This is a genomic window from Pseudomonas sp. Eqa60 (assembly GCF_018326405.1).
In the GTDB taxonomy this organism is placed as follows: domain Bacteria; phylum Pseudomonadota; class Gammaproteobacteria; order Pseudomonadales; family Pseudomonadaceae; genus Aquipseudomonas; species Aquipseudomonas protegens.
Map to the genome: position 1 here is coordinate 2,137,954 of NZ_AP024342.1, position 23,882 is coordinate 2,161,835.

A 23,882-nucleotide genomic window follows, 5' to 3' on the forward strand; every position below is an offset into this window, starting at 1 on the left:
GCTCGCTCCTACAGGGGATAGATGCCCATTCAACACGGTGCCAGGCGCTCCCTTTGAAACTACCGTGACCGAGCCCTGACCATGAACAGTGAATTTCGCAAGACGCTGCCCGGCAGCCAACTGGACTATTTCGACGCCCGGGCGGCGGTCGATGCGCTTAAGCCAGGCGCCTACGACAGCCTGCCCTACACCTCCCGCGTACTGGCGGAAAACCTGGTGCGCCGTTGTGATCCGGCAACCCTCAACGCTTCCCTCGGCCAACTGATCGAACGTCGCGACGACCTGGACTTCCCCTGGTTCCCGGCCCGCGTGGTGTGCCACGACATTCTTGGCCAGACCGCACTGGTGGACCTGGCCGGCCTGCGCGACGCCATCGCCGACCAGGGCGGTGACCCGGCGCTGGTCAACCCGGTGGTGCCGACCCAGTTGATCGTCGACCACTCCCTGGCGGTGGAGTGCGGCGGTTTCGACCCGGACGCCTTCGACAAGAACCGCGCCATCGAAGACCGGCGCAACGAAGACCGGTTCCACTTCATCAACTGGACCAAGAAGGCCTTCAAGAACGTCGACGTGATCCCGCCCGGCAACGGCATCATGCACCAGATCAACCTGGAGAAAATGTCCCCGGTGATCCAGGTGCTCGACGGTGTGGCCTTTCCTGATACCTGCGTCGGCACCGACAGCCACACCCCCCACGTGGATGCGCTGGGGGTGATCGCCATCGGCGTGGGCGGCCTGGAAGCCGAGAGTGTCATGCTCGGCCGCGCCTCGTGGATGCGCCTGCCGGACATCATCGGCGTCGAGCTCACCGGCAAGCTGCAGCCGGGCATCACCGCCACTGACATGGTGCTGGCGCTGACCGAGTTCCTGCGCAAGCAGAAAGTGGTGGGGGCCTGGCTGGAATTCTTTGGCGAAGGTGCCGCGGCGCTGACCCTGGGCGACCGCGCCACCATCTCCAACATGGCTCCGGAATACGGCGCCACGGCGGCGATGTTCTACATCGACCAGCAGACCATCGACTACCTCAAGCTCACCGGCCGTGAAGACGAGCAGGTGCGTTTGGTCGAAAGCTACGCCAGGCACACTGGCCTGTGGGCCGACAGCCTGAAGAGCGCACGCTACGAGCGCGGCCTGCAGTTCGACCTGTCGTCGGTGGTGCGCAACATGGCCGGGCCGAGCAACCCGCACGCCCGGGTCGCCACCAGCGACCTGGCGGCCAAGGGCATCGCCGGGCAGTGGTCCGAAACCCCGGGGCAGATGCCGGACGGCGCGGTGATCATCGCCGCCATCACCAGTTGCACCAACACCAGCAACCCGCGCAACGTGATCGCCGCCGGCCTGCTGGCGCGCAACGCCAACAAGCTGGGGCTGACCCGCAAGCCATGGGTAAAGTCGTCCCTGGCCCCGGGTTCGAAAACCGTGGCCATGTACCTGGAAGAGGCCGGCCTGGGCCATGAGCTGGAGCAACTGGGCTTTGGCGTGGTGGCTTTTGCCTGCACCACCTGCAACGGCATGTCCGGTGCCCTCGACCCGGTGATCCAGAAGGAAATCATCGACCGCGACCTGTACGCCACCGCCGTGCTCTCGGGCAACCGCAACTTCGATGGGCGCATCCACCCTTACGCCAAGCAGGCGTTCCTGGCTTCGCCGCCGCTGGTGGTGGCCTACGCCATTGCCGGCACCATCCGTTTCGATATCGAAAAGGACGTGCTGGGCCTGGACGCCAACGGCCGGGAAATCCGCCTCAAGGACATCTGGCCGAGCGATGAGGAGATCGATGCGGTGGTCAAGGCGGCGGTCAAGCCGGAGCAGTTCCGCAAGGTCTACATCCCGATGTTTGCCATCCACGAAGACACCGGCCCGAAAGTCGAGCCGCTGTATGAGTGGCGCCCGCAGAGCACCTACATCCGCCGTCCGCCGTACTGGGAAGGGGCCCTAGCCGGCGAGCGCAGCCTGACCGGGATGCGCCCGCTGGCGGTGTTGCCGGATAACATCACCACCGACCACCTGTCGCCGTCCAACGCCATCATGGCGGGCAGCGCGGCCGGCGAGTACCTGGCGAAAATGGGCCTGCCGGAAGAGGACTTCAACTCCTACGCGACCCACCGTGGCGACCACTTGACCGCTCAGCGCGCGACCTTCGCCAACCCGAAACTGTTCAACGAAATGGTCCAGGAAAACGGCAAGGTCAAGCAGGGTTCCCTGGCGCGGATCGAGCCGGAAGGCAAAGTGACGCGGATGTGGGAAGCCATCGAAACCTACATGCAGCGCAAGCAGCCGCTGATCATCGTTGCCGGTGCCGACTACGGCCAGGGCTCGTCCCGCGACTGGGCAGCCAAGGGCGTGCGCCTGGCGGGGGTGGAAGCCATCGTCGCCGAAGGCTTCGAGCGCATCCACCGTACCAACCTGGTGGGCATGGGCGTGCTGCCGCTGGAGTTCCTCGCGGGCACCGACCGCAAGACCCTGGGTATCGACGGCACTGAAACCTACGACGTGATCGGCGCGCGCACGCCTCGGGCGCAACTGACCCTGGTGATCAACCGCAAGAACGGCGAGCGGCTCGAGGTGCCGGTGACCTGCCGCCTCGACACCGCCGAAGAGGTATCGATCTACGAGGCGGGCGGGGTGCTGCAACGCTTCGCCCAGGACTTCCTGGAATCGGCAGTAGCCAGCTAAGCAACGTACCGGGGGCGGGCCGCAAGGCGCCGCCCCGGTCATTATCGGGACCTGAAATTCATGGCATTCGTAGCGCAGATCAAGATTCCCGCCACCTACATGCGTGGCGGCACCAGCAAGGGCGTGTTCTTCAACCTGCAGGACCTGCCCGAGGCGGCCCAACTGCCGGGCGCAGCCCGTGACGCCCTGCTGTTGCGGGTGATCGGCAGCCCCGATCCCTATGACAAGCAGATCGACGGCATGGGCGGCGCCACGTCCAGCACCAGCAAGACGGTGATCCTGTCCAGGAGCATCAAGGCCGACCACGACGTCGACTACCTGTTCGGCCAGGTGGCCATCGACAAGGCCTTTGTCGACTGGAGCGGCAACTGCGGCAACCTCTCGGCGGCAGTGGGCTCCTTCGCCATCAGCAGCGGCCTGGTGGACCCGGCGCGCATTCCGCAGAACGGCGTGGCGGTGGTGCGCATCTGGCAGGCCAATATCGGCAAGAGCATCATCGCCCACGTGCCGATCACCAACGGCGAGGTCCAGGAAACCGGCGACTTCGAGCTGGACGGCGTGACTTTCCCGGCGGCCGAAGTGCAGTTGGAGTTCCTTGACCCTGCGGCCGAGGAAGAGGGCGCGGGCGGTTCGATGTTCCCCACCGGCAACCTGGTGGACGACCTGGAAGTGCCCGGTGTCGGCACCTTCAAGGCGACCCTGATCAATGCCGGGATTCCGACGATCTTCGTCAACGCGGCAGACATCGGCTATCGCGGTACCGAGCTGCAGGGCGATATCAATGGCGACCCCAAGGCCCTGGCGATGTTCGAGACCATCCGCGCCCATGGCGCCCTGCGCATGGGCCTGATCAAACACCTGGATGAAGCCGCCCAGCGCCAGCACACGCCGAAAGTGGCCTTTGTCGCCGCGCCTGCGGACTACCAGGCCTCCAGCGGCAAGGCGATCAAGGCCGGGGACGTTGACCTGCTGGTGCGGGCCATGTCCATGGGCAAGCTGCACCACGCGATGATGGGCACCGCGGCGGTGGCCATAGGTACCGCGGCGGCGATTCCCGGGACCCTGGTCAACCTGGCGGCCGGTGGTGGCGCGCGCAGCGCGGTACGTTTCGGTCATCCCTCGGGCACCTTGCGCGTCGGCGCCGAAGCCACCCGGAGCGGCGGTGACTGGACGGTGGTCAAGGCCATCATGAGCCGCAGCGCGCGGGTGCTGATGGAAGGCTGGGTGCGAGTGCCCGGCGACAGTTTCTAGGAAGAGAAGCGCTTGCTGTGGAGGGGCTTGCTGTCCAGCGGGAGCAAGCTCCCTCGCCACAGCCGCTGGTTGTGATTGAATCGCTGAGCAGGCGCAGACCTGCGATGCCGTTATTGACCTGAACCTGTCACTGAGGAATCGACACCACCTACCATCCTGTACTGGAGTGAAGCGCTCATGAGCAGCAACGTTGACCTGAACAACCGTCCCGATTACGACCAGGTCCTGCAGGACATTGCCGATTACGTCCTGGATTATTCCATAGACTCCCGAGAAGCCCTCGATACCGCACGCAATTGCCTGATGGACACCCTGGGCTGCGGCCTGCTGGCCCTGCGTTTTCCCGAATGCACCAAGCACCTGGGGCCGATCGTCGAAGGCACCGTGGTGCCTTTCGGTGCCCGGGTGCCCGGCACCAGCTATCGCCTCGACCCGGTGAAGGCGGCCTGGGACATCGGCTGCATCGTGCGCTGGCTGGACTACAACGACACCTGGCTCGCGGCCGAATGGGGCCACCCCTCGGACAACCTCGGGGGAATTCTCGCGGTGGCCGATCACCTGTCACAAAAGCGCGTGGCCAATGGCGAAGCACCGCTGACCATGAATGATGTGCTCAAGGCCATGATCATGGCCCATGAGATTCAAGGCGTGATTGCCCTGGAAAACTCCTTCAACCGTGTCGGCCTCGATCATGTGCTGCTGGTGAAAGTGGCTTCCACCGCGGTGTGCGCCAAGCTGATGGGGGCCAATCGCGAGCAGTTGCTGGCGGCACTGTCCCAGGCCTTTGTCGATGGCCAGGCGCTGCGTACCTATCGCCATGCACCCAATGCCGGTTCGCGCAAATCCTGGGCGGCGGGGGATGCCTCCAGCCGTGGAGTGCGCCTGGCGGATATCGCCCTGCGTGGCGAGATGGGCATTCCCGGCGTCCTGACGGCGCCGCAGTGGGGCTTCTATGACGTGCTGTTCAGCCATACCAACAAGGACCTGGCACTCAAACCCGAGGGCCAGCGGCAGTTCAGCCTGACGCAGAAATACGCCAGCTACGTGATGGAAAACGTGCTGTTCAAGATCAGTTTCCCGGCAGAATTCCATGCGCAAACGGCCTGCGAAGCGGCGGTGACCTTGCATCCTCTGGTGCGCAACCGCCTGCACGAAATCGACCGCATCGTCATCACCACCCATGAGTCGGCGATCCGCATCATTTCCAAGGTCGGGCCGCTGGCCAATGCCGCCGACCGCGACCACTGCCTGCAATACATGACCGCCGTGCCCCTGGCCTTCGGCACCCTGGTGGCGGAGCATTACGAGGACGATTTCCATGCCGCGCACCCGATCATCGATCAGTTGCGCGAGAAGATGCACATCGTCGAAGAGCCTCGCTACACCCGTGAATACCTGGAAGCCGACAAACGCTCCATTGCCAATGCGATCCAGGTGTTCTTCAAGGACGGCTCCAGCACCGAGCAGGTCGCGGTGGAATACCCCATTGGCCACCGGCGCCGCCGCGCCGAAGGCATCCCGCTGCTGGAAGACAAGTTCAAGGCCAACCTGGCCACGCGTTTCACAGCCCAGCGTGCGACGCAGATTTTCCAGCTGTGCAAGGATCAGGCGCGGCTTGAGGCGACGCCGGTGCACCGGTTCGTCGACCTGCTGGTGATCTGAAACCCACCCTTGTAGGGGCGAGCTTGCTCGCGATGAACGTCAATGATGACGCGGGCTCACTGGGCGGACGCGGTGTCCTCAAAGCCTTCGCGAGCAAGCTCGCTCCTACAGAATCTCTTTAGCGTCGGGCGGGCTTTCCGGACAGCCATTTGTCCAGGGGCAGTTTGGTGATGGCGAAACCGCCGAGCAAGGTCGAGGAATACAGCAGCAGGTCCCGGGACAGGCTCTGGCCTTCGTACCAGGCGCCGATGATCACCGCGAACACCGGAAAAATGATGAACACGAAGGACAGGATCACCGGGTTCAGTCGTTTCAGCAGGAAAAAATAGACAATGAACCCACCCACCGAAGCCGCCAGCCCCAGATACAGCAGGGCGCCCCAGGAACGCGGGCTGATGGCGGAAAAGTCCGGGTGCTCGATCCCCAACCCTGCCAGGCACAGCAGTAGACCGGCGATGCCGATCGGCAAGGTGTTGTAGGTGATGACGCTGATGGCGCTGCCGTGTTTCTTGGTGACCACGTAACACAGTGCATGCAGCAGCGCCGCGCCGAGAATTGCCATTACTCCCGAGAGTTCATTGTGGTCGCTGAGCAGGCCCTGGCCGCGAATGATCTGGAACAGGCTGGCAAAGCCGATGGCGATGCCGAGCAGTTGCGCCAGGTGAATCTTTTCCCGCAGCAGCAGGGCGGAAAAAATCAGGATGAACACCGGCATGCAACTGAACAGCAGCGCGGTCAGGCCGGAGGAAACGTGCACCTCGCCGTAGTTGAGCAGGGTGTAGGGCAGGCTGAAATAGCACAGGGTGACGAATGCCAGGAACCCCCGGCTGCCCTTGGGAAACATCAACGGCTCGCGGCGCAGCCAGGCAAAACAGGCGAACAGCGGAAAGGCAATCAGAAAGCGCAGGCCGGCGGCGGTCAGTGGCGGCACGCTTTGCACGGCAATCTTGATGCCCAGCCAGGTGCTGCCCCAACTCAGGCAGACAATCAGGAACAGGGTGCAGGTCACCAGGGTGGCAAGCCAGGGGCGGGGCAGGGCGCGGGTGTCGGATATGACGGTGCTGGTATTCACGCTGGCATTCCTTTCGTGATGGGCAATTGACCTCTATATTGGGCGAGTCATTTGCGGTAATTGAGCCCTTGAGTAACGCTATTGGTGAAAATGATGGCTGTCAAAGTAAGTATTGATACAGTGTCAATGATGCGTTCCGCACTGCAGGAAGGGGTGGGCGCCAAGTACAAGCGACTGGCCGAGACCCTGGAAAAGGCCATTGCCGACGGTACGCTGGCCCCCGGTAGCAAGCTGCCGCCTCATCGCCTGCTGGCGGACAAGCTGGGCGTGACCATTGGCACCATCAGCCGCGCGTACGCCGAGCTGGAACGCCTGGGACAGGTGGTGGCACGGGTCGGCGATGGTACTTATGTGCGCCAGGACGGTTTGCAGCGCCAGCGCGACAGCGGCTTTCGCAACGTCGCCGAGGAGCCGGAGGCGCTGTTCGACATGAGCCGCAACACCCATATTCCCGGCCAGGAAAGCCATTTCATCGCTCAGGGCTTGCGGGCATTGGCAGAAGATCCTTTGGGACTGCAGCAAATCGCCCGTTACAGCGCCGAGGCCGGTCTGGCGCGGTATCGCGCCGCGGGTGCGCGCTGGCTGACCCAGGATGGCCTGCAGGCGGATCCCGAGCAGGTGATTTGCGTCAACGGCGCCCAGCACGGCTTGCATGTCGCCTTGCTGGCACTGCTCAAGCCCGGCGATACGCTGGCCACTGAACACCTGACCTATCCGGGCCTGATCAGCACGGCGCGAATGTTGGGCATCAAGCTCCTGGGGTTGCCGATGGACGCACAGGGGCTGTTGCCGGAGGCCCTGGACGAAGCGTGCCGGCAGCACCGCATTTCAGCGCTGTATTGCACCCCGACCCTGCAAAACCCCACGGCTGCGGTGCAGTCCGCTGCGCGGCGCGAGGCCGTGGCGGAGCTCTGTCGCCGGCATAACCTGTTGATTCTGGAGGATGAAACCCACGCCGTGCTGATGGAGCGGCGCCCGGCGCCCCTGGCCCATTTCGCAGCGGAGCGCACGGTGCTGATCAGCAGCCTGAGCAAGGCCGTGGCGTCAGGGCTGCGGGTCGGTTTCCTGCATGCACCGTCGCCCCTGGTGGGACGTTTGGCCGCAGCGGTACGCGCCACCTGCTGGATGGCCACGCCTTTGCCGCTGGAGCTGGTAGCGGGCTGGATCGACACGGGAGTTGCCGAGCGCCTGCGTCAGCAGCAGATGGCTGAAATCGCCCGGCGCAAGGAGCTGGTCACGGAGGTGTTGCAGGGGCTGGAGTGGCGCAGTCCGGAGGGTTGCCCGCATTTCTGGATCAGGGTTCCGGAGCCGTGGCGTGCCTCTGAAATCGAGGCGGATCTCAAGCATCAGGGATACCTGGTGGCCACTGCCGAAGCCTTTGCCGTGGGCCAGGCGGCGGTGCCGCAATTCGTCCGGGCCAGTGTCTGCAATACCTCCGCGGATGATCGTCGGCTGCAGGACGGCTTTGCCGCGTTGGCCGCGGCCTTGAAGCAGGAGAGCGGGCTGTCCCGCTGGTAGGGCGGCAGGCGAGGGGCAGTGCGGGCCTCGCCGTCGGTCGCGCAGAGGTTACTTGAAGCGCCGTTCCACGCCTTTTTCCACGAGGATCTTGGCCGAGATCTCTTCCACCGAGAAATGGGTGGAATTGATGTGGGGGATGTTTTCGCGGCGGAACAGGTTTTCCACTTCGCGCACTTCGAATTCGCACTGGGCGTAGCTGGAATAGCGGCTGTTGGGCTTGCGCTCGTTGCGGATCGCCGTGAGGCGGTCGGGGTCGATGGTCAGGCCGAACAGCTTGTGCTTGTGGGCGCGCAGGGCATTGGGCAGCTGCAGGCGCTCCATGTCTTCCTCGGTCAGCGGGTAGTTGGCCGCGCGGATGCCGAATTGCATGGCCATGTACAGGCAGGTCGGGGTCTTGCCGCAACGCGACACGCCCACCAGGATCAGGTCGGCCTTGTCGTAGTAGTGGGTGCGGGCGCCGTCGTCGTTGTCCAGGGCGAAGTTCACCGCCTCGATCCGCTCCATGTAGTTGGAGTTGTGGCCAATGGAATGGGATTTGCCGACGGAGTAGGAGGAATGTTCGCTCAGCTCCTGTTCCAGGGGCGCGAGGAAGGTCGAGAAGATGTCGATCATGAAACCATTGGAGGTCGCGAGGATCTCACGAATGTCCTGATTGACGATGGTGTCGAAGATAATCGGGCGATGGCCGTCTTTTTCGGCGGCTATATTGATTTGTTGTACCATGGCCCGCGCTTTTTCCATGCTGTCGATATACGGCCGCGTGAATTTGCTGAAGGTAACGTTTTCGAACTGCGCCAACAGGCTCTGGCCGAGGGTTTCCGCTGTGATGCCGGTACCGTCGGAGATAAAGAAAGCAGATCGTTTCATTTGCGGCTTGGGCCTTAAGCTAGTGACGATTCTTGGATATGATAGGCGCGATTTGTCGGCCGGGAATGGCCCGCATTCTCACTTATTTTCCAGGTCCAGGCCATATAGCGGGCAAACGCTCCCTGGAGCAGCCGGCTTCTGAGCTTTTCCAACACAGTTAGTGGAGAGATCACCTTGGTAGAGTACGTAGTTTCCCTCGATAAGCTCGGCAAACACGATGTTGAGCATGTGGGGGGCAAGAACGCATCCCTGGGCGAGATGATCAGCAACCTCGCAGGTGCGGGCGTATCGGTCCCTGGTGGCTTCGCCACGACAGCTCAGGCTTATCGTGATTTTCTTGAGTTGAGTGGTCTGAACGACCAGATCCATGCAGCGCTCGATGCGCTGGATGTCGATGACGTCAACGCCCTGGCCAAGACCGGCGCGCAGATCCGTCAGTGGATCATGGAGGCCGAGTTCCCCGAGCGCCTCAACACCGAGATCCGTACCGCCTTCGCCGCACTGTCGGCGGGCAATCCCGACATCGCCGTGGCCGTGCGTTCCTCGGCCACCGCCGAAGACTTGCCGGACGCCTCCTTTGCCGGCCAGCAGGAAACCTTCCTCAATATCCGTGGCGTGGACAATGTGATTCGCGCTGCCAAGGAAGTGTTCGCCTCGCTCTTCAACGACCGCGCCATTTCCTACCGCGTGCACCAGGGGTTCGACCACAAGCTGGTGGCCCTGTCTGCCGGTGTGCAGCGCATGGTGCGTTCGGAAACCGGCACCGCCGGCGTGATGTTCACCCTCGACACCGAATCGGGCTTCCGTGACGTGGTCTTCATCACCGGCGCCTATGGCCTGGGTGAAACCGTGGTCCAGGGCGCGGTCAACCCGGACGAATTCTACGTCCACAAGAACACCCTTGAAGCCGGTCGTCCGGCCATCCTGCGCCGCAACCTGGGCAGCAAGGCGATCAAGATGATCTACGGCGACGAAGCCAAGGCTGGTCGCTCGGTGAAAACCGTGGACGTGGACGCCGCCGATCGCGCGCGTTTCTGCCTGACCGATGCTGAAGTCAGCGAGCTGGCCAAGCAGGCGATGATCATCGAGAAGCACTATCAGTGCCCGATGGACATCGAATGGGCCAAGGACGGCGACGACGGCAAGCTGTACATCGTCCAGGCTCGTCCGGAAACCGTGAAGAGCCGTACCCAGGCCAATGTCATGGAGCGCTACCTGCTCAAGGAAACCGGCACCGTGCTGGTGGAAGGCCGTGCCATCGGCCAGCGCATTGGCGCCGGCAAGGTGCGGATCATCAAGGACGTGTCCGAGATGGACAAGGTCCAGGCCGGCGACGTGCTGGTCTCCGACATGACCGACCCGGACTGGGAACCGGTGATGAAGCGCGCCAGCGCCATCGTCACCAACCGCGGCGGCCGGACCTGCCACGCAGCAATCATCGCTCGCGAGCTGGGCATTCCGGCAGTAGTGGGTTGCGGCAACGCCACCGAGCTGCTGAAAGATGGCCAGGGCGTGACCGTTTCCTGCGCTGAAGGCGACACCGGTTTCATCTTCGAAGGCGAACTGGGCTTCGACATCAAGCAGAACTCGGTGGATGCCATGCCGGAGCTGCCGTTCAAGATCATGATGAACGTCGGCAACCCGGACCGTGCCTTCGACTTCGCCCAGCTGCCGAACGCCGGCGTGGGCCTGGCCCGCCTGGAGTTCATCATCAACCGCATGATCGGCGTGCACCCCAAGGCACTGCTGAACTACGCCGGGCTGCCACAAGAGATCAAGGACAGCGTCGACAAGCGTATTGCCGGCTACCACGATCCTGTGGACTTCTACGTCGACAAGCTGGTTGAAGGCATCAGCACCCTGGCTGCGGCGTTCACACCGAAGAAGGTCATCGTGCGCCTGTCGGACTTCAAGTCCAACGAATACGCCAACCTGATCGGTGGCAAGCTCTACGAGCCGGAAGAAGAGAACCCGATGCTGGGCTTCCGCGGTGCTTCGCGTTACATCAGCGAATCCTTCCGTGACTGCTTCGAGCTCGAATGCCGCGCCCTGAAGCGCGTGCGCAACGAGATGGGCCTGACCAACGTCGAAATCATGGTGCCGTTCGTGCGCACCTTGGGCGAGGCCAGCCAAGTAGTTGATCTGCTGGCTGAAAACGGCCTCAAGCGCGGCGAGAACGGCCTGCGCGTGATCATGATGTGCGAACTGCCGTCCAACGCCATTCTGGCTGACGAGTTCCTGGAGTACTTCGATGGTTTCTCCATCGGCTCCAACGACCTGACCCAACTGACCCTGGGCCTGGACCGTGACTCGGGGATCATCGCCCACCTGTTCGACGAGCGTAATCCTGCGGTCAAGAAGCTGCTGGCCAATGCCATTGCCGCCTGCAACAAGGCTGGCAAGTACATCGGCATCTGCGGCCAGGGGCCTTCGGACCACCCGGACCTGGCCAAGTGGCTGATGGAGCAGGGCATTGAAAGCGTTTCGCTGAACCCGGACTCGGTACTGGAAACCTGGTTCTTCCTGGCTGAAGGTCAGGGCGCGGCGTAATCGGTGAGTGCAGAGCCGGTCGGTCGCAAGGCTGGCTGGCTCTTGAAGATTCAAGCAGGGCGTGCTTCTTCTGGATGCCGCCCTTTTTTGTGCAAGAAGAATATGCAAAGCAGCAGCAACCTATTTCCGGTCGCCTTGATCAGTGCCGAGCGTCGAGGCGACCTCAGCGAAGATGTCTATCGCTTGAAGCCCGGCAACAGTCCCGACCCTTCCGTGGAGTTGGCCGTCACCCGCCTGGGGCTGGCCGATGAGCCTGAAGCCCGGGGGATCCCCGTGGTCCTGCTGCATGGCAGCTTTTCCAATCGACGTTTCTGGTATTCGCCCAAGGGCATCGGGCTGGGGGCCTATCTGGCCCGCGCAGGCTTCGATGTGTGGATTCCTGAAATGCGCGGTCACGGTTTGTCGCGCCGCAATGCCGACTACCGCAAGAACCGTGTCGCCGACTACGCTCGGTACGATTTGCCGGCAATTGCCGCCTTCGTCCGTGAGCAAAGTGCGCAGGTTCCCCATTGGATCGGTCATTCCCTGGGCGGCACTACCCTGGCGGCGGCCTTGGGCGGGCAGTACCTGGGTGATGCGGGCGTGGCTTCGGCGGCGTTTTTCGGTACCCAGATCAGCCGTACCTACTGGCCCTTGAAGATCCCGATGGTGGAGTGGGGTGGGCGCCTGGTGATCAAGCGCTTTGCTCAGTTGTCCGGCTCGCGGCTCAAACGTGGCCCCGAGGACGAGCCCATCGGGCTGGCTCTGGAGAGCATGCGTTGGCATGGATTGTTTGGTCGTTTCGGCGATGCCGATAAGGATTGGTGGGCGGGCCTGGCGCAGGTTACGGTGCCGGCACTGGCAGTCAGTGCCGCAGGGGATCATCAGGATCCGACCTGGGCCTGTCGCAAGTTGTTCGAGCAGTTGGGCAGCGAGCAGAAACAATTTGTCTGCCTGGGACGCGAGCAGGGATTCAGCGGTAATTTCGGTCACGTCGAGATGCTGGTGAGCAAACCGGCGCAGACTGAGGTCTGGCCGCTGGTCGCGTGCTGGCTCAAGGATCAGCAGGCTCCATTGCTGGTTTCTGTTGCCGAACCCGTGGCTGCGGTTTGAGGCGAAGGCTCTGACAAGGGCATTTCGCTCGATAGCGCTTGCGGCTAAGATATGACGCATTGCGCTGTTCTGGTCACATTCAGTTATTGAGTCGGCTTTCCGTTCCGCTGGCCTGGCTGCGAAAATACGGGGCAGGCGGGTTCGCTCATCAGGCCTTGCAGGTTAAACATCTGCGGTCTGGGCGCGTATCTATATAAGGCAGCACCGACACCTTCGATCGTGTTCTTTCTGTTACAGGAGTTTCTCGATGAACCATTACCTCACTCCCGACCTGTGCGACGCCTACCCGGACCTGGTGCAGGTGGTAGAGCCGATGTTCAGCAATTTCGGTGGTCGCGATTCCTTTGGTGGTGAAATCGTCACCATCAAGTGCTTCGAGGACAACTCGCTGGTCAAGGAACAAGTGGAACTCAAGGGGCAGGGCAAGGTGTTGGTGGTGGATGGTGGCGGCTCACTGCGCCGCGCCCTGCTGGGCGACATGCTGGCCGAGAAAGCCGCAAAAAACGGTTGGGAAGGATTGGTGATCTACGGTTGCATCCGTGATGTGGATGTCATCGCCCAGACCGATCTTGGCGTCCAGGCCCTGGCCAGCCACCCGATGAAGACTGACAAGCGCGGCATCGGCGACCTCAATGTGGCGGTTACCTTTGCCGGTGTGACTTTCCGCCCTGGCGAGTATGTCTACGCCGACAACAATGGCGTGATCGTTTCGCCAAGCCCGCTGAAAATGCCTGAATAAACAATCGACCTGACAAGGGATGCGGATGTTCGAGGAAGAAAACGCGCAATGGGGGCTGGTACATGCCCTGGTGCTGGATGGTGAAGGCGGTGCGCGTTCGATTGCCCGGACTGAGCTCGACGACCTGCAACTGCAGGCCCATGAAAGCCTGTGGCTGCATTGGGATCGCAGCCATCCGCAGACCCAGACCTGGTTGCGTCGCTCCAGCGGCCTGAGCGAGTTCAGCTGTGACCTGCTGCTGGAGGAAAACACCCGGCCACGCTTGCTGGCGCTCCCGGACTCGGAGTTGCTGCTGTTTCTGCGGGGTATCAACCTGAACCCGGGGGCCGAGCCGGAAGACATGGTCTCGGTGCGGATCTTTGCCTCTGCCCAGCGGGTGATTTCCTTGCGCCTGCGTCAGTTGCGCGCCACCGATGAGCTGCTGGTGCAGCTTGCCGAGGGCCGAGGGCCGAAGACGTCTGCCGAACTCCTCCTTTATATGGCCGAGTACCTGACCCACAAGGTGCAGAATCTGGTCAGCGACCTCTCGGAAGTGGTCGATGGCGAGGAAGAAAAACTGGATGCCGACGAACGGTATACCCCCGAGCACGGCAGCATTTTGCAGATCCGTCGGCGGGCTGCCGGGCTCAAGCGCTTCCTTGCTCCGCAGCGGGATATCTTCGCCCAGTTGAGCCGGATAAAACTGCCCTGGTTCGCCGTGGATGATGGTGATTACTGGAACGAGTTGCACAACAGTCTGACCCGTTACCTGGAAGAGCTGGAATTGACCCGAGAGCGCGTGGGGCTTGTGCTGGAGGCCGAAGACCGGCGTTTGAGCGTGCGCATGAATCGCACCATGTACCGCTTCGGGATCATTACCGGGATCTTCCTGCCGATGAGTTTTCTCACCGGCCTTTTGGGGATCAACGTTGGCGGCATTCCGTTCTCGGCCAGCCCTTATGGTTTCATCATCGCCTGCCTTTTATTGTTGGCGGTGGCCGTGGGGCAATGGTGGTTGTTTCGTCGTTTGCGCTGGGTGTGATGATGCTTCATGTGACCCGAATAAATCTGATCGCGTCTTTTTCAGACATCACCAGAGGTGCGTATGCACGATCCGTTTGAACAGTCTTTGCGTGACATGCTCAAAGCCTCGCCATCGAGCCGCGATGACGATGCCTGCCTGGGCCGCGTACTGAAAACCGCCAACCGTCAGGTGGGGGCGGGGGATCTGTTCAGCCTTCTGGGCCGCTGGCTGCCGGCGCTGATGATCGCCTTGAATAACGGATCGGCTCATATTGCGCCGGTTTCTCGTCGTAAATCTTCTGCTCGCACTGCTGATAAGGCTGATTGAATATGGAACTGGATCTCTGGACGCAGAGCCTCGTCACGGCGATGACCGCCTTGTGGACCAAGGTGGCGAACTTCATTCCGAACCTGTTCGGCGCGTTGGTGGTGCTGTTGCTGGGCTTCGTGGTGGCCAAGCTGCTCGATACCCTGCTCTCGAAATTGCTGGCCAAGCTGGGCCTGGATCGCCTCATGGGCGGCACCGGCCTGACCAAGTTGCTGTCTCGTGCGGGTTTGCAGGTACCCATCTCGACCCTGATCGGCAAGATCGTCTATTGGTTCGTTTTGCTGATTTTTCTGGTTTCTGCTGCTGAATCCCTTGGCCTTGAGCGAGTTTCGGCTACGCTCGATATGCTTGCGCTGTATTTACCGAAGGTTTTCGGTGCTGCGCTGGTGCTGCTGGTGGGGGTTTTGCTGGCGCAACTGGCCAATGGCCTGGTGCGCGGCGCCGCAGAAGGCGTAGGCCTGGATTACGCCAGCGGCCTGGGGCGAATTGCCCAGGGGCTGGTGATCATCATCAGTATTTCCGTGGCGATCAGTCAGTTGGAGGTTAAAACCGACCTGCTCAACCATGTGATCGTCATTGTATTGATTACCGTTGGTCTGGCTGTTGCACTGGCCATGGGGTTGGGAAGCCGGGAAATTGCCGGGCAGATTCTTGCGGGAATCTATGTGCGTGAGTTGTATCAGGTTGGGCAACAAGTACGTGTTGGTGAGGTCGAAGGCCAGATCGAAGAGATTGGCACGGTTAAAACTACATTGCTGACCGATGAGGGTGAGCTAGTCTCTCTCTCCAATCGGATCCTGCTGGAGCAGCATGTAAGTAGCCGCTAACCCGGCAAACCCTGCTAATGTATGCCGCCGCAAAATGCTCGTCATCGGGCTGCGGCGGACATTGACCTGACTGTCGGCACGACTCGTTTTGAATAAAACCCAATCGCTATCCACGCGCTATGACCCCCGTGAGCTCTCTGATGAGGAGTTGGTTGCGCGCTCGCATACGGAGCTGTTTCACGTAACACGCGCCTATGAAGAGTTGATGCGGCGCTATCAGAGGACCCTATTTAATGTTTGTGCACGTTATCTGGGGAACGATCGGGATGCGGATGATGTCTGTCAGGAAGTGATGTTGAAGGTGCTGTATGGCCTTAAGAACTTTGAGGGTAAATCGAAGTTCAAGACATGGCTATATAGCATCACGTACAACGAATGCATCACGCAGTATCGCAAGGAGCGGCGCAAGCGTCGGTTGATGGACGCTTTAAGTCTTGACCCCCTCGAGGAGGCGTCTGAAGAGAAGGCGCCGAAACCTGAGGAAAAGGGTGGACTTGATCGCTGGTTGGTGCATGTGAACCCGATTGATCGGGAAATTCTGGTGCTACGATTTGTCGCAGAGCTGGAATTTCAAGAGATCGCGGACATCATGCATATGGGGTTGAGTGCTACAAAGATGCGTTACAAACGTGCTCTTGATAAATTGCGTGAGAAATTTGCAGGTATTGCTGAAACTTAGTTCGGCGCAAATATCTCTTACGTCTAGGTGAGTTCTGATAGACTTACCGCCGAGTTGTCCCCCGGTATGTGGGACTGCTTTACAATCACCAGATGGGGATTTAACGGATGAAACTGAAAAACACCTTGGGCATTGCCATTGGTTCTATTGTTGCCGTGACTTCGTTCGGCGTTCTGGCGCAAGGCCAAGGCGCGGTCGAGGGTGAACTGTTTTACAAAAAACAGTACAACGACAGCGTTAATCACGTTGAAGACGGCTTCAACCCAGGCGCATCGATCGGCTACTTCCTGACCGACGATCTGTCGTTGAACGCCACCTACGACAAGACCAACCACACCCGTTCCAACGACGGTACTGGTAACCAGAAAATCAAAGGCGACAACTTCGGCCTGAACGCTCAGTACCACTTTGGTACCGTGGGTGACGCTCTGCGTCCATACGTTTCCGGCGGTGTTGCTCACAAGAGCATGACCAACGTTGAGGCCGACGGCCACAGCGGTCGCGACCAGTCGACTTTCCTGACTGCAGGCGCTGGTGTTAAGTGGTACATCACCGACAACCTGTTCGCCCGTGCTGGCGTTGAAGCTGACTACAAGCTGGACAACGGCAAGTGGGACTACGCTCCTACCATCGGTCTGGGTGTGAACTTCGGTGGCAGCGGCGGCAAAGTCGCTCCAGCTCCAGTAGCACCAGCTCCAGCTCCAGAGCCAGCTCCAGAAGCTCCAGTTGCTGAAGTGGTTCGTGTTGAGCTGGACGTGAAGTTCGACTTCGACAAGTCGGTCGTCAAGCCTAACAGCTACGCTGACATCAAGAACCTCGCTGACTTCATGAAGCAGTACCCACAGACCACCACCGTTGTTGAAGGTCACACTGACTCCGTCGGTCCTGACGCTTACAACCAGAAGCTGTCTGAGCGTCGTGCAAACGCCGTTAAACAAGTTCTGGTTAACCAGTACGGCGTTGGCGCTAACCGCGTTCAATCCGTTGGTTACGGTGAGTCCCGCCCAGTTGCCGACAACGCAACTGAAGCTGGTCGCGCAGTTAACCGTCGCGTAGAAGCCTCGGTAGAAGCTCAAGCTAAGTAATTAGCCTTGTAGCTTGGAAAAACCCGGCCTAGGCCGGGTTTTTCTTTGCCTGCGATTTGCCTTCCTGGCGCGAGAGTCAGGCCAGTTGCACCTGGGTTTCAGAGGTAGGGGCCGTGACCGACGCGGTTGCCGCGACTGCCCCGATAACCAGGATTGCCGGGCTCTTGAGGGCGAAAACCTGGGCGTCGCGTTCCATGTTCGCCAGTACGCTGCGGCATTCGCGCTGCTGCGGCAGCGAGGCGTTTTCAATCATCGCCACCGGCGTATCCGCCGCCAGTGCACCACCGAGCAACTGCTCGGCAATCTCCGCCAGCTTCGCCACGCCCATGTAGATCACCAGGGTCGTTCCGCTGTGTGCCAGCGCCTGCCAGTTCAGTTGGCTGTCGTCCTGCGTATGAGCAGTTACCAGAGTCACGCCTCGAGCAACGCCGCGTAGGGTCAGGGGAATATCACAGCGTGTGGCACCTGCCAGGCCGGCGGTTATGCCGTTTACCAGCTCCACTTCGATGCCCCGTGCCTTGAGCCACTGCGCCTCCTCGCCGCCACGCCCGAAAATGCACGGGTCGCCGCCTTTGAGGCGCACTACGCAGCGGCCCTGTCGGGCGTAGCGCAGCATCAAGCGGTAGATAAAGGCTTGGGGCGTCGAGCGACAACCGCCGCGCTTGCCCACCGGAATCACACGCGCCCCGGGGCAATGCTCCAGCACGGCAGGGTTCACCAGGTCATCGATCAGCACCACATCGGCCTCACCGAGGGCGCGTACGGCCTTGAGGGTCAGCAGCTCCGGGTCTCCGGGGCCAGCGCCTACCAACCAGACTTTTGCATTCATAGGGTTTCCTCACTCCAGGGCGACGACAGGTTGCACGCAAGCCGCGAGCAGGCGCTTGATCTCCGGCACGCAGGAGCCACATTGGCTGCCGCAACCCAGTTGCTGTTTCAGTTGTTCCATATCCAGGCCTTGCGCGATTCCGGCGCAGACCGCGCTGTGGCTGACGTTCCTGCAATTGCACAAGATGCGCTCCTGTTGTCCTCCCAGGCCGCTGGCGTCTGGCGGTGCACTCATCGGCGCCAGCAGCCAGCGCCTTAGTTGTTCATCGGCGCGGCCTTGCTGCCACAGCTCGTGCAGCCAATGCTGTGCCAGGGTTTCCCCGGACAAGCGGATGGCGATAATTCGCCCCTGTTCGATCCGCACTCGCTTGCCGATGGCCCGGCGGAGGTCGTCGTAGGCCAGTACCGGGCCTGTGTCGAGCTGCAATTGCCGGTCGATGGCCTGAAGCAGTGCCGCTTGTGGTGCTTGCGCATGGGCGGCGCGAATCACCAGTGCCGGGCGCTCGCGACCGGTCAGGCTGAGGCTGACATAGGCCAGAGCCTGGCAAAGAGGGCGTAGGGCCCGGAAATGCGCCTGCACATCACCTTCAATCAGCACGAACAGTTGCCAAGGCAGTTGCACCGGTTCCAGGCGCACGCCGCTGTGCTTGAGTTCCGGCTGTTTGGACAAGGGGTCGAAGGCGGGCTGGGTGACGGCATTGACCCCGCCCTTGAGGAAGCGATCGCCGAAGTGCATGGGCAGGAAGGCTTGCCCGGGGCGCACGCTGTCATCGCCGGTCACTGCCACGATTACGCTGCCGCGCCGGCTCTTCAGGTTCACCAGTTCTCCATCTCGCAGGCGTTGGCGCCGCAGTTCGTCCGGATGCAGGCTCAGCAAGGCTTCGCTGACATGGCCGAACAACTGCGCCGCAGTGCCCGTACGGCTCATGCCGTGCCATTGGTCGCGCAGGCGGCCGGTGATCAGGGTCAGGGGGAAGCGTGCGTCCCGCTGCTCCTTGGCTGCTACATAAGGGTCGCTGACAAAACGCGCACGGCCATTGGCGGTGGGAAAGATCCCGTGTACATACAGGCGCTCAGTACCCTGGGTCGCGCCTTCAGGGAAGGGCCATTGTTGTGGGCCGAGGCGGTCGAGCAACTCGTGGCTGAGGCCGCTCAGATCCAGGTCGCGGCCGCGGGTCAGGCCCTTGTACTCATCGAACACCCGGGCGGCGCTATCGAAGGCAAACAGGCTCGGCAGGCCGGGGCGCAGGAATCGCTCCAGGCGTTGAGCAAAATCCACGGTGATCGCCCAATCCGCTCGGGCCTCGCCGGGGGCGGCAACGGCCTGGCGGACATGGGAAACCCGGCGCTCGGAGTTGGTCACCGAGCCTTGTTTTTCGCCCCAACTGGCGGCTGGCAGCAACAGGTCGGCGAATGCCGCGGTTTCGGTGGTGGCAAAGGCTTCCTGCAGAACCACGAAAGGGCAGTTCAGCAGCGCCTCGTGCACTCGGTTCTGGTCCGGCAGGGATTGCGCCGGGTTGGTGCAGGCGATCCACAAGGCCTTGATGCGGCCGCTGCGCATCTGTTCAAACAGCTCCATTGCGCTCAAGCCAGGGCTGGCGGGAAGTTGCTCCACGCCCCAGTAGGCGGCGACTTCGGCGCGGTGTTCCGGGTCGGCAGCCTCGCGGTGTCCAGGCAGCAGGTTGCTCAAGCTGCCGGTTTCGCGCCCACCCATGGCATTGGGCTGACCGGTGAGCGAGAAGGGGCCTGCACCGGGGCGGCCGATTTGCCCGGTGGCCAGGTGCAGGTTGATCAATGCACTGTTTTTCGCGCTGCCGGCGCTGGATTGGTTCAGGCCCATGCACCACAGGGACAGAAAACTTGGCGCACTGCCCACCCACTGGGCGCATTCCTGCAATTGCTCGAGGCTGATGCCGCACAGCTGGGCCACCATCGGCGGGGTGTAGTCGCGGACCAGCGCCTTGAGCTGCACCAGGCCCTCGGTGTGTTGCTGGATGAAATCCCGGTCGATCCAGTCCTCCCACAGCAGCAGGTGAAGGATGCCGTGAAATAAAGCGACATCTGTGCCGGGCAAGATCGCCAGGTGCAGGTCAGCCAGGTCGCAAGTGTCGGTACGACGCGGGTCGATCACTATGACTTTCATCTGTGGGCGTTGGCTTTTGGCCTGTTCCAGGCGACGAAACAACACCGGATGGGCGTAGGCCATGTTGCTACCGACGATCATCACGCAGTCGCTTTGCTCCAGATCCTCATAGCTGCACGGCGGCGCGTCGGCCCCCAGGCTGCGCTTGTAGCCCACCACCGCCGAAGACATGCACAGCCGGGAATTGCTGTCGATGTTGTTGGTGCCCACCAGGGCCCGGGCCAGTTTGTTGAAGGCGTAGTAGTCCTCGGTCAGCAGTTGCCCGGAAATATAGAACGCCACGCTGTCCGGGCCGTGCCCGGCGATGGCCTGGGCGAACACCCCGGCGGCATGTTCCAGGGCGCTGTCCCAGTCGCAGCGGTTGCGGGCCAGGGCCTTGCCCAGGCGCAGTTCCGGGTACAGCGCGCGGGCCGCGTGGTCGCCGGTCAGGTGCAGGCTGGCGCCCTTGCTGCACAGTTTGCCGAAGTTGGCCGGGTGCGTCGGGTCGCCACTGACCCCGAGAATATGCCGGCCGTCATGCTCGATCAGTACCCCGCAGCCGACCCCGCAGTAGCAGCAGGTCGAGGCCGTGCTCTGGCGCTCCATTACCCGGCATCCTGCAGGGCCAGCAGCACCCGGCCGCTTTCCACTCGGGCCAGATGCTGGTGGGCGCAGCCGTGGTCTGGGGCCTGGGCCTGGCCCGATTCCAGGTCGATCTGCCAGTTGTGCAGCGGGCAGGCCACGCGCTTGCCGTAGATCAACCCCTGGGACAGGGGGCCGCCTTTGTGCGGGCAGCGATCGTCGAGAGCGAAGACTTGATCATCGCTGGTACGAAAAATCGCGATATCGCCCTTGGGGCCCTTGATGATGCGCGAGCCCAGGGTATTGATCTCTTCCAGGGCGCAGATATCCAGCCAGTTCATGCCGGCACCTCCAGTTGTTTTACGGGGATCGACTCGAACTCTTTTTTCAGCTGCGGCTCGGCCAGGCGCTGTTGCCATGGGTCCTGCTCGAAGGACAGGGAAAACTGCAGGCGCTCGTTCAACGCCTTGCGCCGCTGCGGGTCTTCCAGCACGGCCTTTTTCACGTGTTCCATGCCGACCCGTTGCAGGTAGTGCACGGTGCGTTCGAGGTAGAAGGCTTCTTCGCGGTACAGCTGGAGGAAGGCGCCGTTGTATTCGCGCACTTCTTCGGCGGTCTTGAGCTTGACGAAAAACTCCGCCACCTCGGTCTTGATCCCGCCGTTGCCGCCGATGTACATCTCCCAGCCCGAATCGACGCCGATGATGCCCACGTCCTTGATCCCGGCTTCCGAGCAGTTGCGCGGGCAACCGGAGACCGCCAGCTTGACCTTGTGCGGCGACCACATGTTGAACAGGTCGTGTTCCAGCTCGATTCCCAGCTGGGTGGAGTTCTGCGTGCCGAAGCGGCAGAACTCGCTGCCGACGCAGGTCTTCACGGTGCGGATGGATTTGCCGTAGGCGTGGCCGGACGGCATGTCCAGGTCTTTCCAGACTCCGGGCAAGTCTTCCTTGCGGATGCCCAGCAGGTCGATGCGCTGGCCGCCGGTGACCTTGACCATGGGCACCTGGTACTTGTCGGCGACATCGGCGATGCGTCGCAGCTCGGACGGATTGGTCACGCCGCCCCACATCCGCGGCACCACCGAGTAGGTCCCGTCTTTCTGGATGTTGGCGTGGGCCCGTTCGTTGATCAGCCGCGATTGCGGATCGTCCCGGGCTTCCCCCGGCCAGGTGGAGATCAGGTAGTAGTTCAGCGCCGGACGGCAAGTGGCACAGCCGTTAGGGGTGCGCCAGTTGAGGTAGCTCATGGTGCCGGCGATGGTCAGCAGGTGCTGGTCGCGGATCGCCTGGCGGATCTGCCCGTGGTTCAGGTCGCTGCAGGCGCAGATGGCTTTTTCGCTTTTCGGCTTGACGTCCGCCGCGCCGCCCACGGTATTGATCAGGATCTGTTCCACCAGCCCGGCACAGGAGCCGCAGGAGCTGGCGGCCTTGGTGTGCTTCTTGACCTCGTCGACGCTGAACAGCCCCTGTTCCTGAATGGCCTTGACGATGGTGCCCTTGCACACCCCATTGCAGCCACAGACCTCGGCAGTGTCGGCCATGCTCATGGCCTTGTCCTGGCCCTGATGGCCGACGTCGCCCAACGCGTTCTCACCGAACATCAGGTGGTCGCGGATCTCGCCGATGGCCTGCTGCTCGCGGATCTGCCGGAAGTACCAGCCGCCATCCGCGGTGTCGCCATACAGGCAGGCGCCGACCAGCACGTCGTCCTTGATCACCAGCTTCTTGTAGACCCCGCCAATGGGGTCGGCGAGGGTGATGGTTTCGGTACCGTCGCCACCCATGAAATCCCCGGCGGAAAACAGATCGATGCCAGTGACCTTCAACTTGGTGGACGTCACCGAGCCCTGGTAGCGGGCGAAGCCCAGTTGGGCCAGGTGGTTGGCGCAGACCTTGGCCTGTTCGAACAACGGCGCCACCAGGCCGTAGGCGATACCGCGGTGGTTGGCGCACTCGCCGATGGCGTAGATGCGCGGGTCAAAGGTTTGCAGGGTGTCGTTGACCAGTATCCCGCGGTTGCAGGGCAGGCCGGCCCGTTCCGCCAGCTCGGTGTTGGGGCGGATGCCGGCGGCCATCACCACCAGATCGGCGGGGATGATCTCGCCATTCTTGAACTGCACCGACCCGACCCGACCATTGCCGGCATCGATCAGGGCCTGGGTCTGTTCGCACAGGCGGAACTTCAGGCCGCGGCTTTCCAGGGCGCTTTGCAGCAACTGGCCGCTGGTCTGGTCCAGTTGTCGTTCCAGCAGCCATTCGCCGATATGCACCACGGTCACATCCATGCCGCGCAGCTTGAGGCCGTTGGCGGCCTCCAGCCCCAGCAGGCCGCCGCCGATCACCACCGCATGCGTGTGAGTCTTGGCCGTGTCGATCATCGCCTGGGTGTCGGCAATGTCGCGATAGCCGATCACCCCCTGCAGGTCCTTGCCGGGAATCGGCAGGATAAAGGGCGTGGAGCCGGTGGCGATCAGCAGACGGTCATACTCGGCTTCGCTGCCGTCCTCGGCGATCACCCGGCGCCTGATCCGGTCGATCTCTACCACCTTGCGGTTGAGCAGCAGCTTGATGTGGTGGTCCAGGTACCAGTCCAGGTCGTTGAGGACGATGTCCTCGAACGTCTGTTCACCGGCCAGCACCGGCGACAGCAGGATGCGGTTGTAGTTGGTGTGGGGTTCGGCGCCGAAGACCGTGATGTCGTACAGCTCATCGCTCAGCTTGAGCAGTTCTTCCAGGGTGCGGACCCCGGCCATGCCGTTGCCGATCATCACCAGTTTGAGTCTTTTCATGGGCTTCTCCGGAGCTCAGGCAGGGTCAGTGACGCCTGGCTCGACAAAATGCGCGCAAACAAAAAAGGCGTCCCGTCAGTGGCCTGACGAGGACGCCTTTGTCCGATCCCGTTCTCTCGGGAAGCCTGCCTTCGTCGTTGAAGGCCGGGCTTTATGTCTGTTGCCTGACGCAATGCAGCGCCTGTGCCAAGTGGCCGAGGTGCTGGTTTTA

At 62.0% G+C, this 23,882-nt stretch carries 18 protein-coding genes; 12 read left to right on the top strand and 6 right to left on the bottom strand.

The annotated features are described in order from the left end of the window. Positions 1–81: 81 nt before the first annotated feature. The 3 genes from acnD (at position 82) to prpD (ending at position 5,589) form a co-directional block, all read left to right on the top strand. Positions 82–2,676, top strand: coding sequence for a Fe/S-dependent 2-methylisocitrate dehydratase AcnD (acnD, locus tag KI242_RS09740; protein ID WP_011060183.1), 2,595 nt, complete (start codon positions 82–84; stop codon positions 2,674–2,676). A 60-nt stretch (positions 2,677–2,736) separates the two neighbouring features. Beyond that, positions 2,737–3,927 carry a 2-methylaconitate cis-trans isomerase PrpF gene (prpF, locus tag KI242_RS09745; RefSeq protein ID WP_015634743.1) on the top strand — a complete coding sequence of 397 codons (1,191 nt, stop codon included), beginning with the start codon at positions 2,737–2,739 and terminating at the stop codon, positions 3,925–3,927. A 177-nt stretch (positions 3,928–4,104) separates the two neighbouring features. Further along, the gene (gene prpD, locus KI242_RS09750) at positions 4,105–5,589 is read left to right on the top strand and encodes a 2-methylcitrate dehydratase (RefSeq protein ID WP_053157060.1); all 1,485 of its coding nucleotides are present in this window, start codon (positions 4,105–4,107) and stop codon (positions 5,587–5,589) included. A gap of 118 nt (positions 5,590–5,707) precedes the next feature. On the opposite strand, the gene KI242_RS09755 is transcribed toward prpD, so the two are convergent. Then, positions 5,708–6,661, bottom strand: a complete 954-nt coding sequence (locus tag KI242_RS09755) for a DMT family transporter (RefSeq protein WP_212806075.1) — start codon at positions 6,659–6,661, stop codon at positions 5,708–5,710. A gap of 93 nt (positions 6,662–6,754) precedes the next feature. On the opposite strand from KI242_RS09755, the gene KI242_RS09760 reads away from it, so the two are divergent. Further along, positions 6,755–8,179 (top strand): PLP-dependent aminotransferase family protein, encoded by a 1,425-nt coding sequence (locus tag KI242_RS09760; RefSeq protein ID WP_015634746.1) that lies wholly within the window; start codon positions 6,755–6,757, stop codon positions 8,177–8,179. A gap of 48 nt (positions 8,180–8,227) precedes the next feature. Here KI242_RS09760 and KI242_RS09765 read toward each other — a convergent pair whose 3' ends face one another. Next, complete coding sequence (locus KI242_RS09765) at positions 8,228–9,046, bottom strand: pyruvate, water dikinase regulatory protein (protein ID WP_011060188.1); 819 nt, start codon at positions 9,044–9,046, stop codon at positions 8,228–8,230. 174 nt (positions 9,047–9,220) lie between these two features. On the opposite strand from KI242_RS09765, the gene ppsA reads away from it, so the two are divergent. From ppsA to KI242_RS09805, 8 genes are all read left to right on the top strand, one after another. Beyond that, positions 9,221–11,596 carry a phosphoenolpyruvate synthase gene (ppsA, locus tag KI242_RS09770; protein WP_041116859.1) on the top strand — a complete coding sequence of 792 codons (2,376 nt, stop codon included), beginning with the start codon at positions 9,221–9,223 and terminating at the stop codon, positions 11,594–11,596. A 102-nt stretch (positions 11,597–11,698) separates the two neighbouring features. Beyond that, positions 11,699–12,688, top strand: a complete 990-nt coding sequence (locus tag KI242_RS09775; RefSeq protein ID WP_015634749.1) for an alpha/beta fold hydrolase — start codon at positions 11,699–11,701, stop codon at positions 12,686–12,688. 247 nt (positions 12,689–12,935) lie between these two features. Beyond that, entirely contained in the window at positions 12,936–13,427 is a 492-nt protein-coding gene (gene rraA / locus KI242_RS09780) for a ribonuclease E activity regulator RraA (protein ID WP_011060191.1), read from the top strand. Between the two features lie 25 nt (positions 13,428–13,452). Further along, entirely contained in the window at positions 13,453–14,448 is a 996-nt protein-coding gene (locus tag KI242_RS09785; RefSeq protein WP_011060192.1) for a zinc transporter ZntB, read from the top strand. Between the two features lie 63 nt (positions 14,449–14,511). Continuing rightward, positions 14,512–14,757 (top strand): hypothetical protein, encoded by a 246-nt coding sequence (locus tag KI242_RS09790; protein ID WP_011060193.1) that lies wholly within the window; start codon positions 14,512–14,514, stop codon positions 14,755–14,757. 2 nt (positions 14,758–14,759) lie between these two features. Next, entirely contained in the window at positions 14,760–15,584 is an 825-nt protein-coding gene (locus KI242_RS09795) for a mechanosensitive ion channel domain-containing protein (protein WP_008048604.1), read from the top strand. A gap of 88 nt (positions 15,585–15,672) precedes the next feature. Then, complete coding sequence (gene sigX, locus KI242_RS09800) at positions 15,673–16,263, top strand: RNA polymerase sigma factor SigX (RefSeq protein WP_011060195.1); 591 nt, start codon at positions 15,673–15,675, stop codon at positions 16,261–16,263. A 107-nt stretch (positions 16,264–16,370) separates the two neighbouring features. Then, positions 16,371–17,348: an OmpA family protein gene (locus KI242_RS09805; RefSeq protein WP_011060196.1), complete on the top strand. Its 978-nt coding sequence runs from the start codon at positions 16,371–16,373 to the stop codon at positions 17,346–17,348. Positions 17,349–17,424: 76 nt separating this feature from the next. Here the strand turns inward: KI242_RS09805 and cobA are convergent, their stop codons facing one another. From cobA to nirB, 4 genes are read right to left on the bottom strand one after another with little or no spacing between them, the layout of a single operon-like run. Beyond that, complete coding sequence (cobA, locus tag KI242_RS09810; protein ID WP_015634751.1) at positions 17,425–18,177, bottom strand: uroporphyrinogen-III C-methyltransferase; 753 nt, start codon at positions 18,175–18,177, stop codon at positions 17,425–17,427. Positions 18,178–18,186: 9 nt separating this feature from the next. After that, on the bottom strand, positions 18,187–20,904 hold the full coding sequence (locus KI242_RS09815; RefSeq protein ID WP_015634752.1) for a nitrate reductase: 2,718 nt from the start codon (positions 20,902–20,904) through the stop codon (positions 18,187–18,189). Further along, a complete protein-coding gene (gene nirD / locus KI242_RS09820) occupies positions 20,904–21,221 on the bottom strand; it encodes a nitrite reductase small subunit NirD (RefSeq protein WP_015634753.1) in 318 nt (105 codons plus the stop codon). Before nirD ends, KI242_RS09815 begins: the two co-directional genes overlap by 1 nt. After that, positions 21,218–23,671, bottom strand: a complete 2,454-nt coding sequence (gene nirB / locus KI242_RS09825) for a nitrite reductase large subunit NirB (RefSeq protein ID WP_015634754.1) — start codon at positions 23,669–23,671, stop codon at positions 21,218–21,220. Before nirB ends, nirD begins: the two co-directional genes overlap by 4 nt. Between the last annotated feature and the right edge of the window lie 211 nt (positions 23,672–23,882).

What these genes read in the sequence shown, in the direction of transcription:
- KI242_RS09805 (WP_011060196.1), top strand. Translation starts at nt 16,371, where the DNA reads ATGAAACTGAAAAACACCTTGGGCATTGCCATTGGTTCTATTGTTGCC.
- nirB (WP_015634754.1), bottom strand. Translation starts at nt 23,671, where the DNA reads ATGAAAAGACTCAAACTGGTGATGATCGGCAACGGCATGGCCGGGGTC.
- rraA (WP_011060191.1), top strand. Translation starts at nt 12,936, where the DNA reads ATGAACCATTACCTCACTCCCGACCTGTGCGACGCCTACCCGGACCTG.
- KI242_RS09785 (WP_011060192.1), top strand. Translation starts at nt 13,453, where the DNA reads ATGTTCGAGGAAGAAAACGCGCAATGGGGGCTGGTACATGCCCTGGTG.
- cobA (WP_015634751.1), bottom strand. Translation starts at nt 18,177, where the DNA reads ATGAATGCAAAAGTCTGGTTGGTAGGCGCTGGCCCCGGAGACCCGGAG.
- nirD (WP_015634753.1), bottom strand. Translation starts at nt 21,221, where the DNA reads ATGAACTGGCTGGATATCTGCGCCCTGGAAGAGATCAATACCCTGGGC.
- prpD (WP_053157060.1), top strand. Translation starts at nt 4,105, where the DNA reads ATGAGCAGCAACGTTGACCTGAACAACCGTCCCGATTACGACCAGGTC.
- KI242_RS09760 (WP_015634746.1), top strand. Translation starts at nt 6,755, where the DNA reads ATGGCTGTCAAAGTAAGTATTGATACAGTGTCAATGATGCGTTCCGCA.
- prpF (WP_015634743.1), top strand. Translation starts at nt 2,737, where the DNA reads ATGGCATTCGTAGCGCAGATCAAGATTCCCGCCACCTACATGCGTGGC.
- KI242_RS09815 (WP_015634752.1), bottom strand. Translation starts at nt 20,904, where the DNA reads ATGGAGCGCCAGAGCACGGCCTCGACCTGCTGCTACTGCGGGGTCGGC.
- KI242_RS09795 (WP_008048604.1), top strand. Translation starts at nt 14,760, where the DNA reads ATGGAACTGGATCTCTGGACGCAGAGCCTCGTCACGGCGATGACCGCC.
- KI242_RS09775 (WP_015634749.1), top strand. Translation starts at nt 11,699, where the DNA reads ATGCAAAGCAGCAGCAACCTATTTCCGGTCGCCTTGATCAGTGCCGAG.
- KI242_RS09765 (WP_011060188.1), bottom strand. Translation starts at nt 9,046, where the DNA reads ATGAAACGATCTGCTTTCTTTATCTCCGACGGTACCGGCATCACAGCG.
- acnD (WP_011060183.1), top strand. Translation starts at nt 82, where the DNA reads ATGAACAGTGAATTTCGCAAGACGCTGCCCGGCAGCCAACTGGACTAT.
- KI242_RS09790 (WP_011060193.1), top strand. Translation starts at nt 14,512, where the DNA reads ATGCACGATCCGTTTGAACAGTCTTTGCGTGACATGCTCAAAGCCTCG.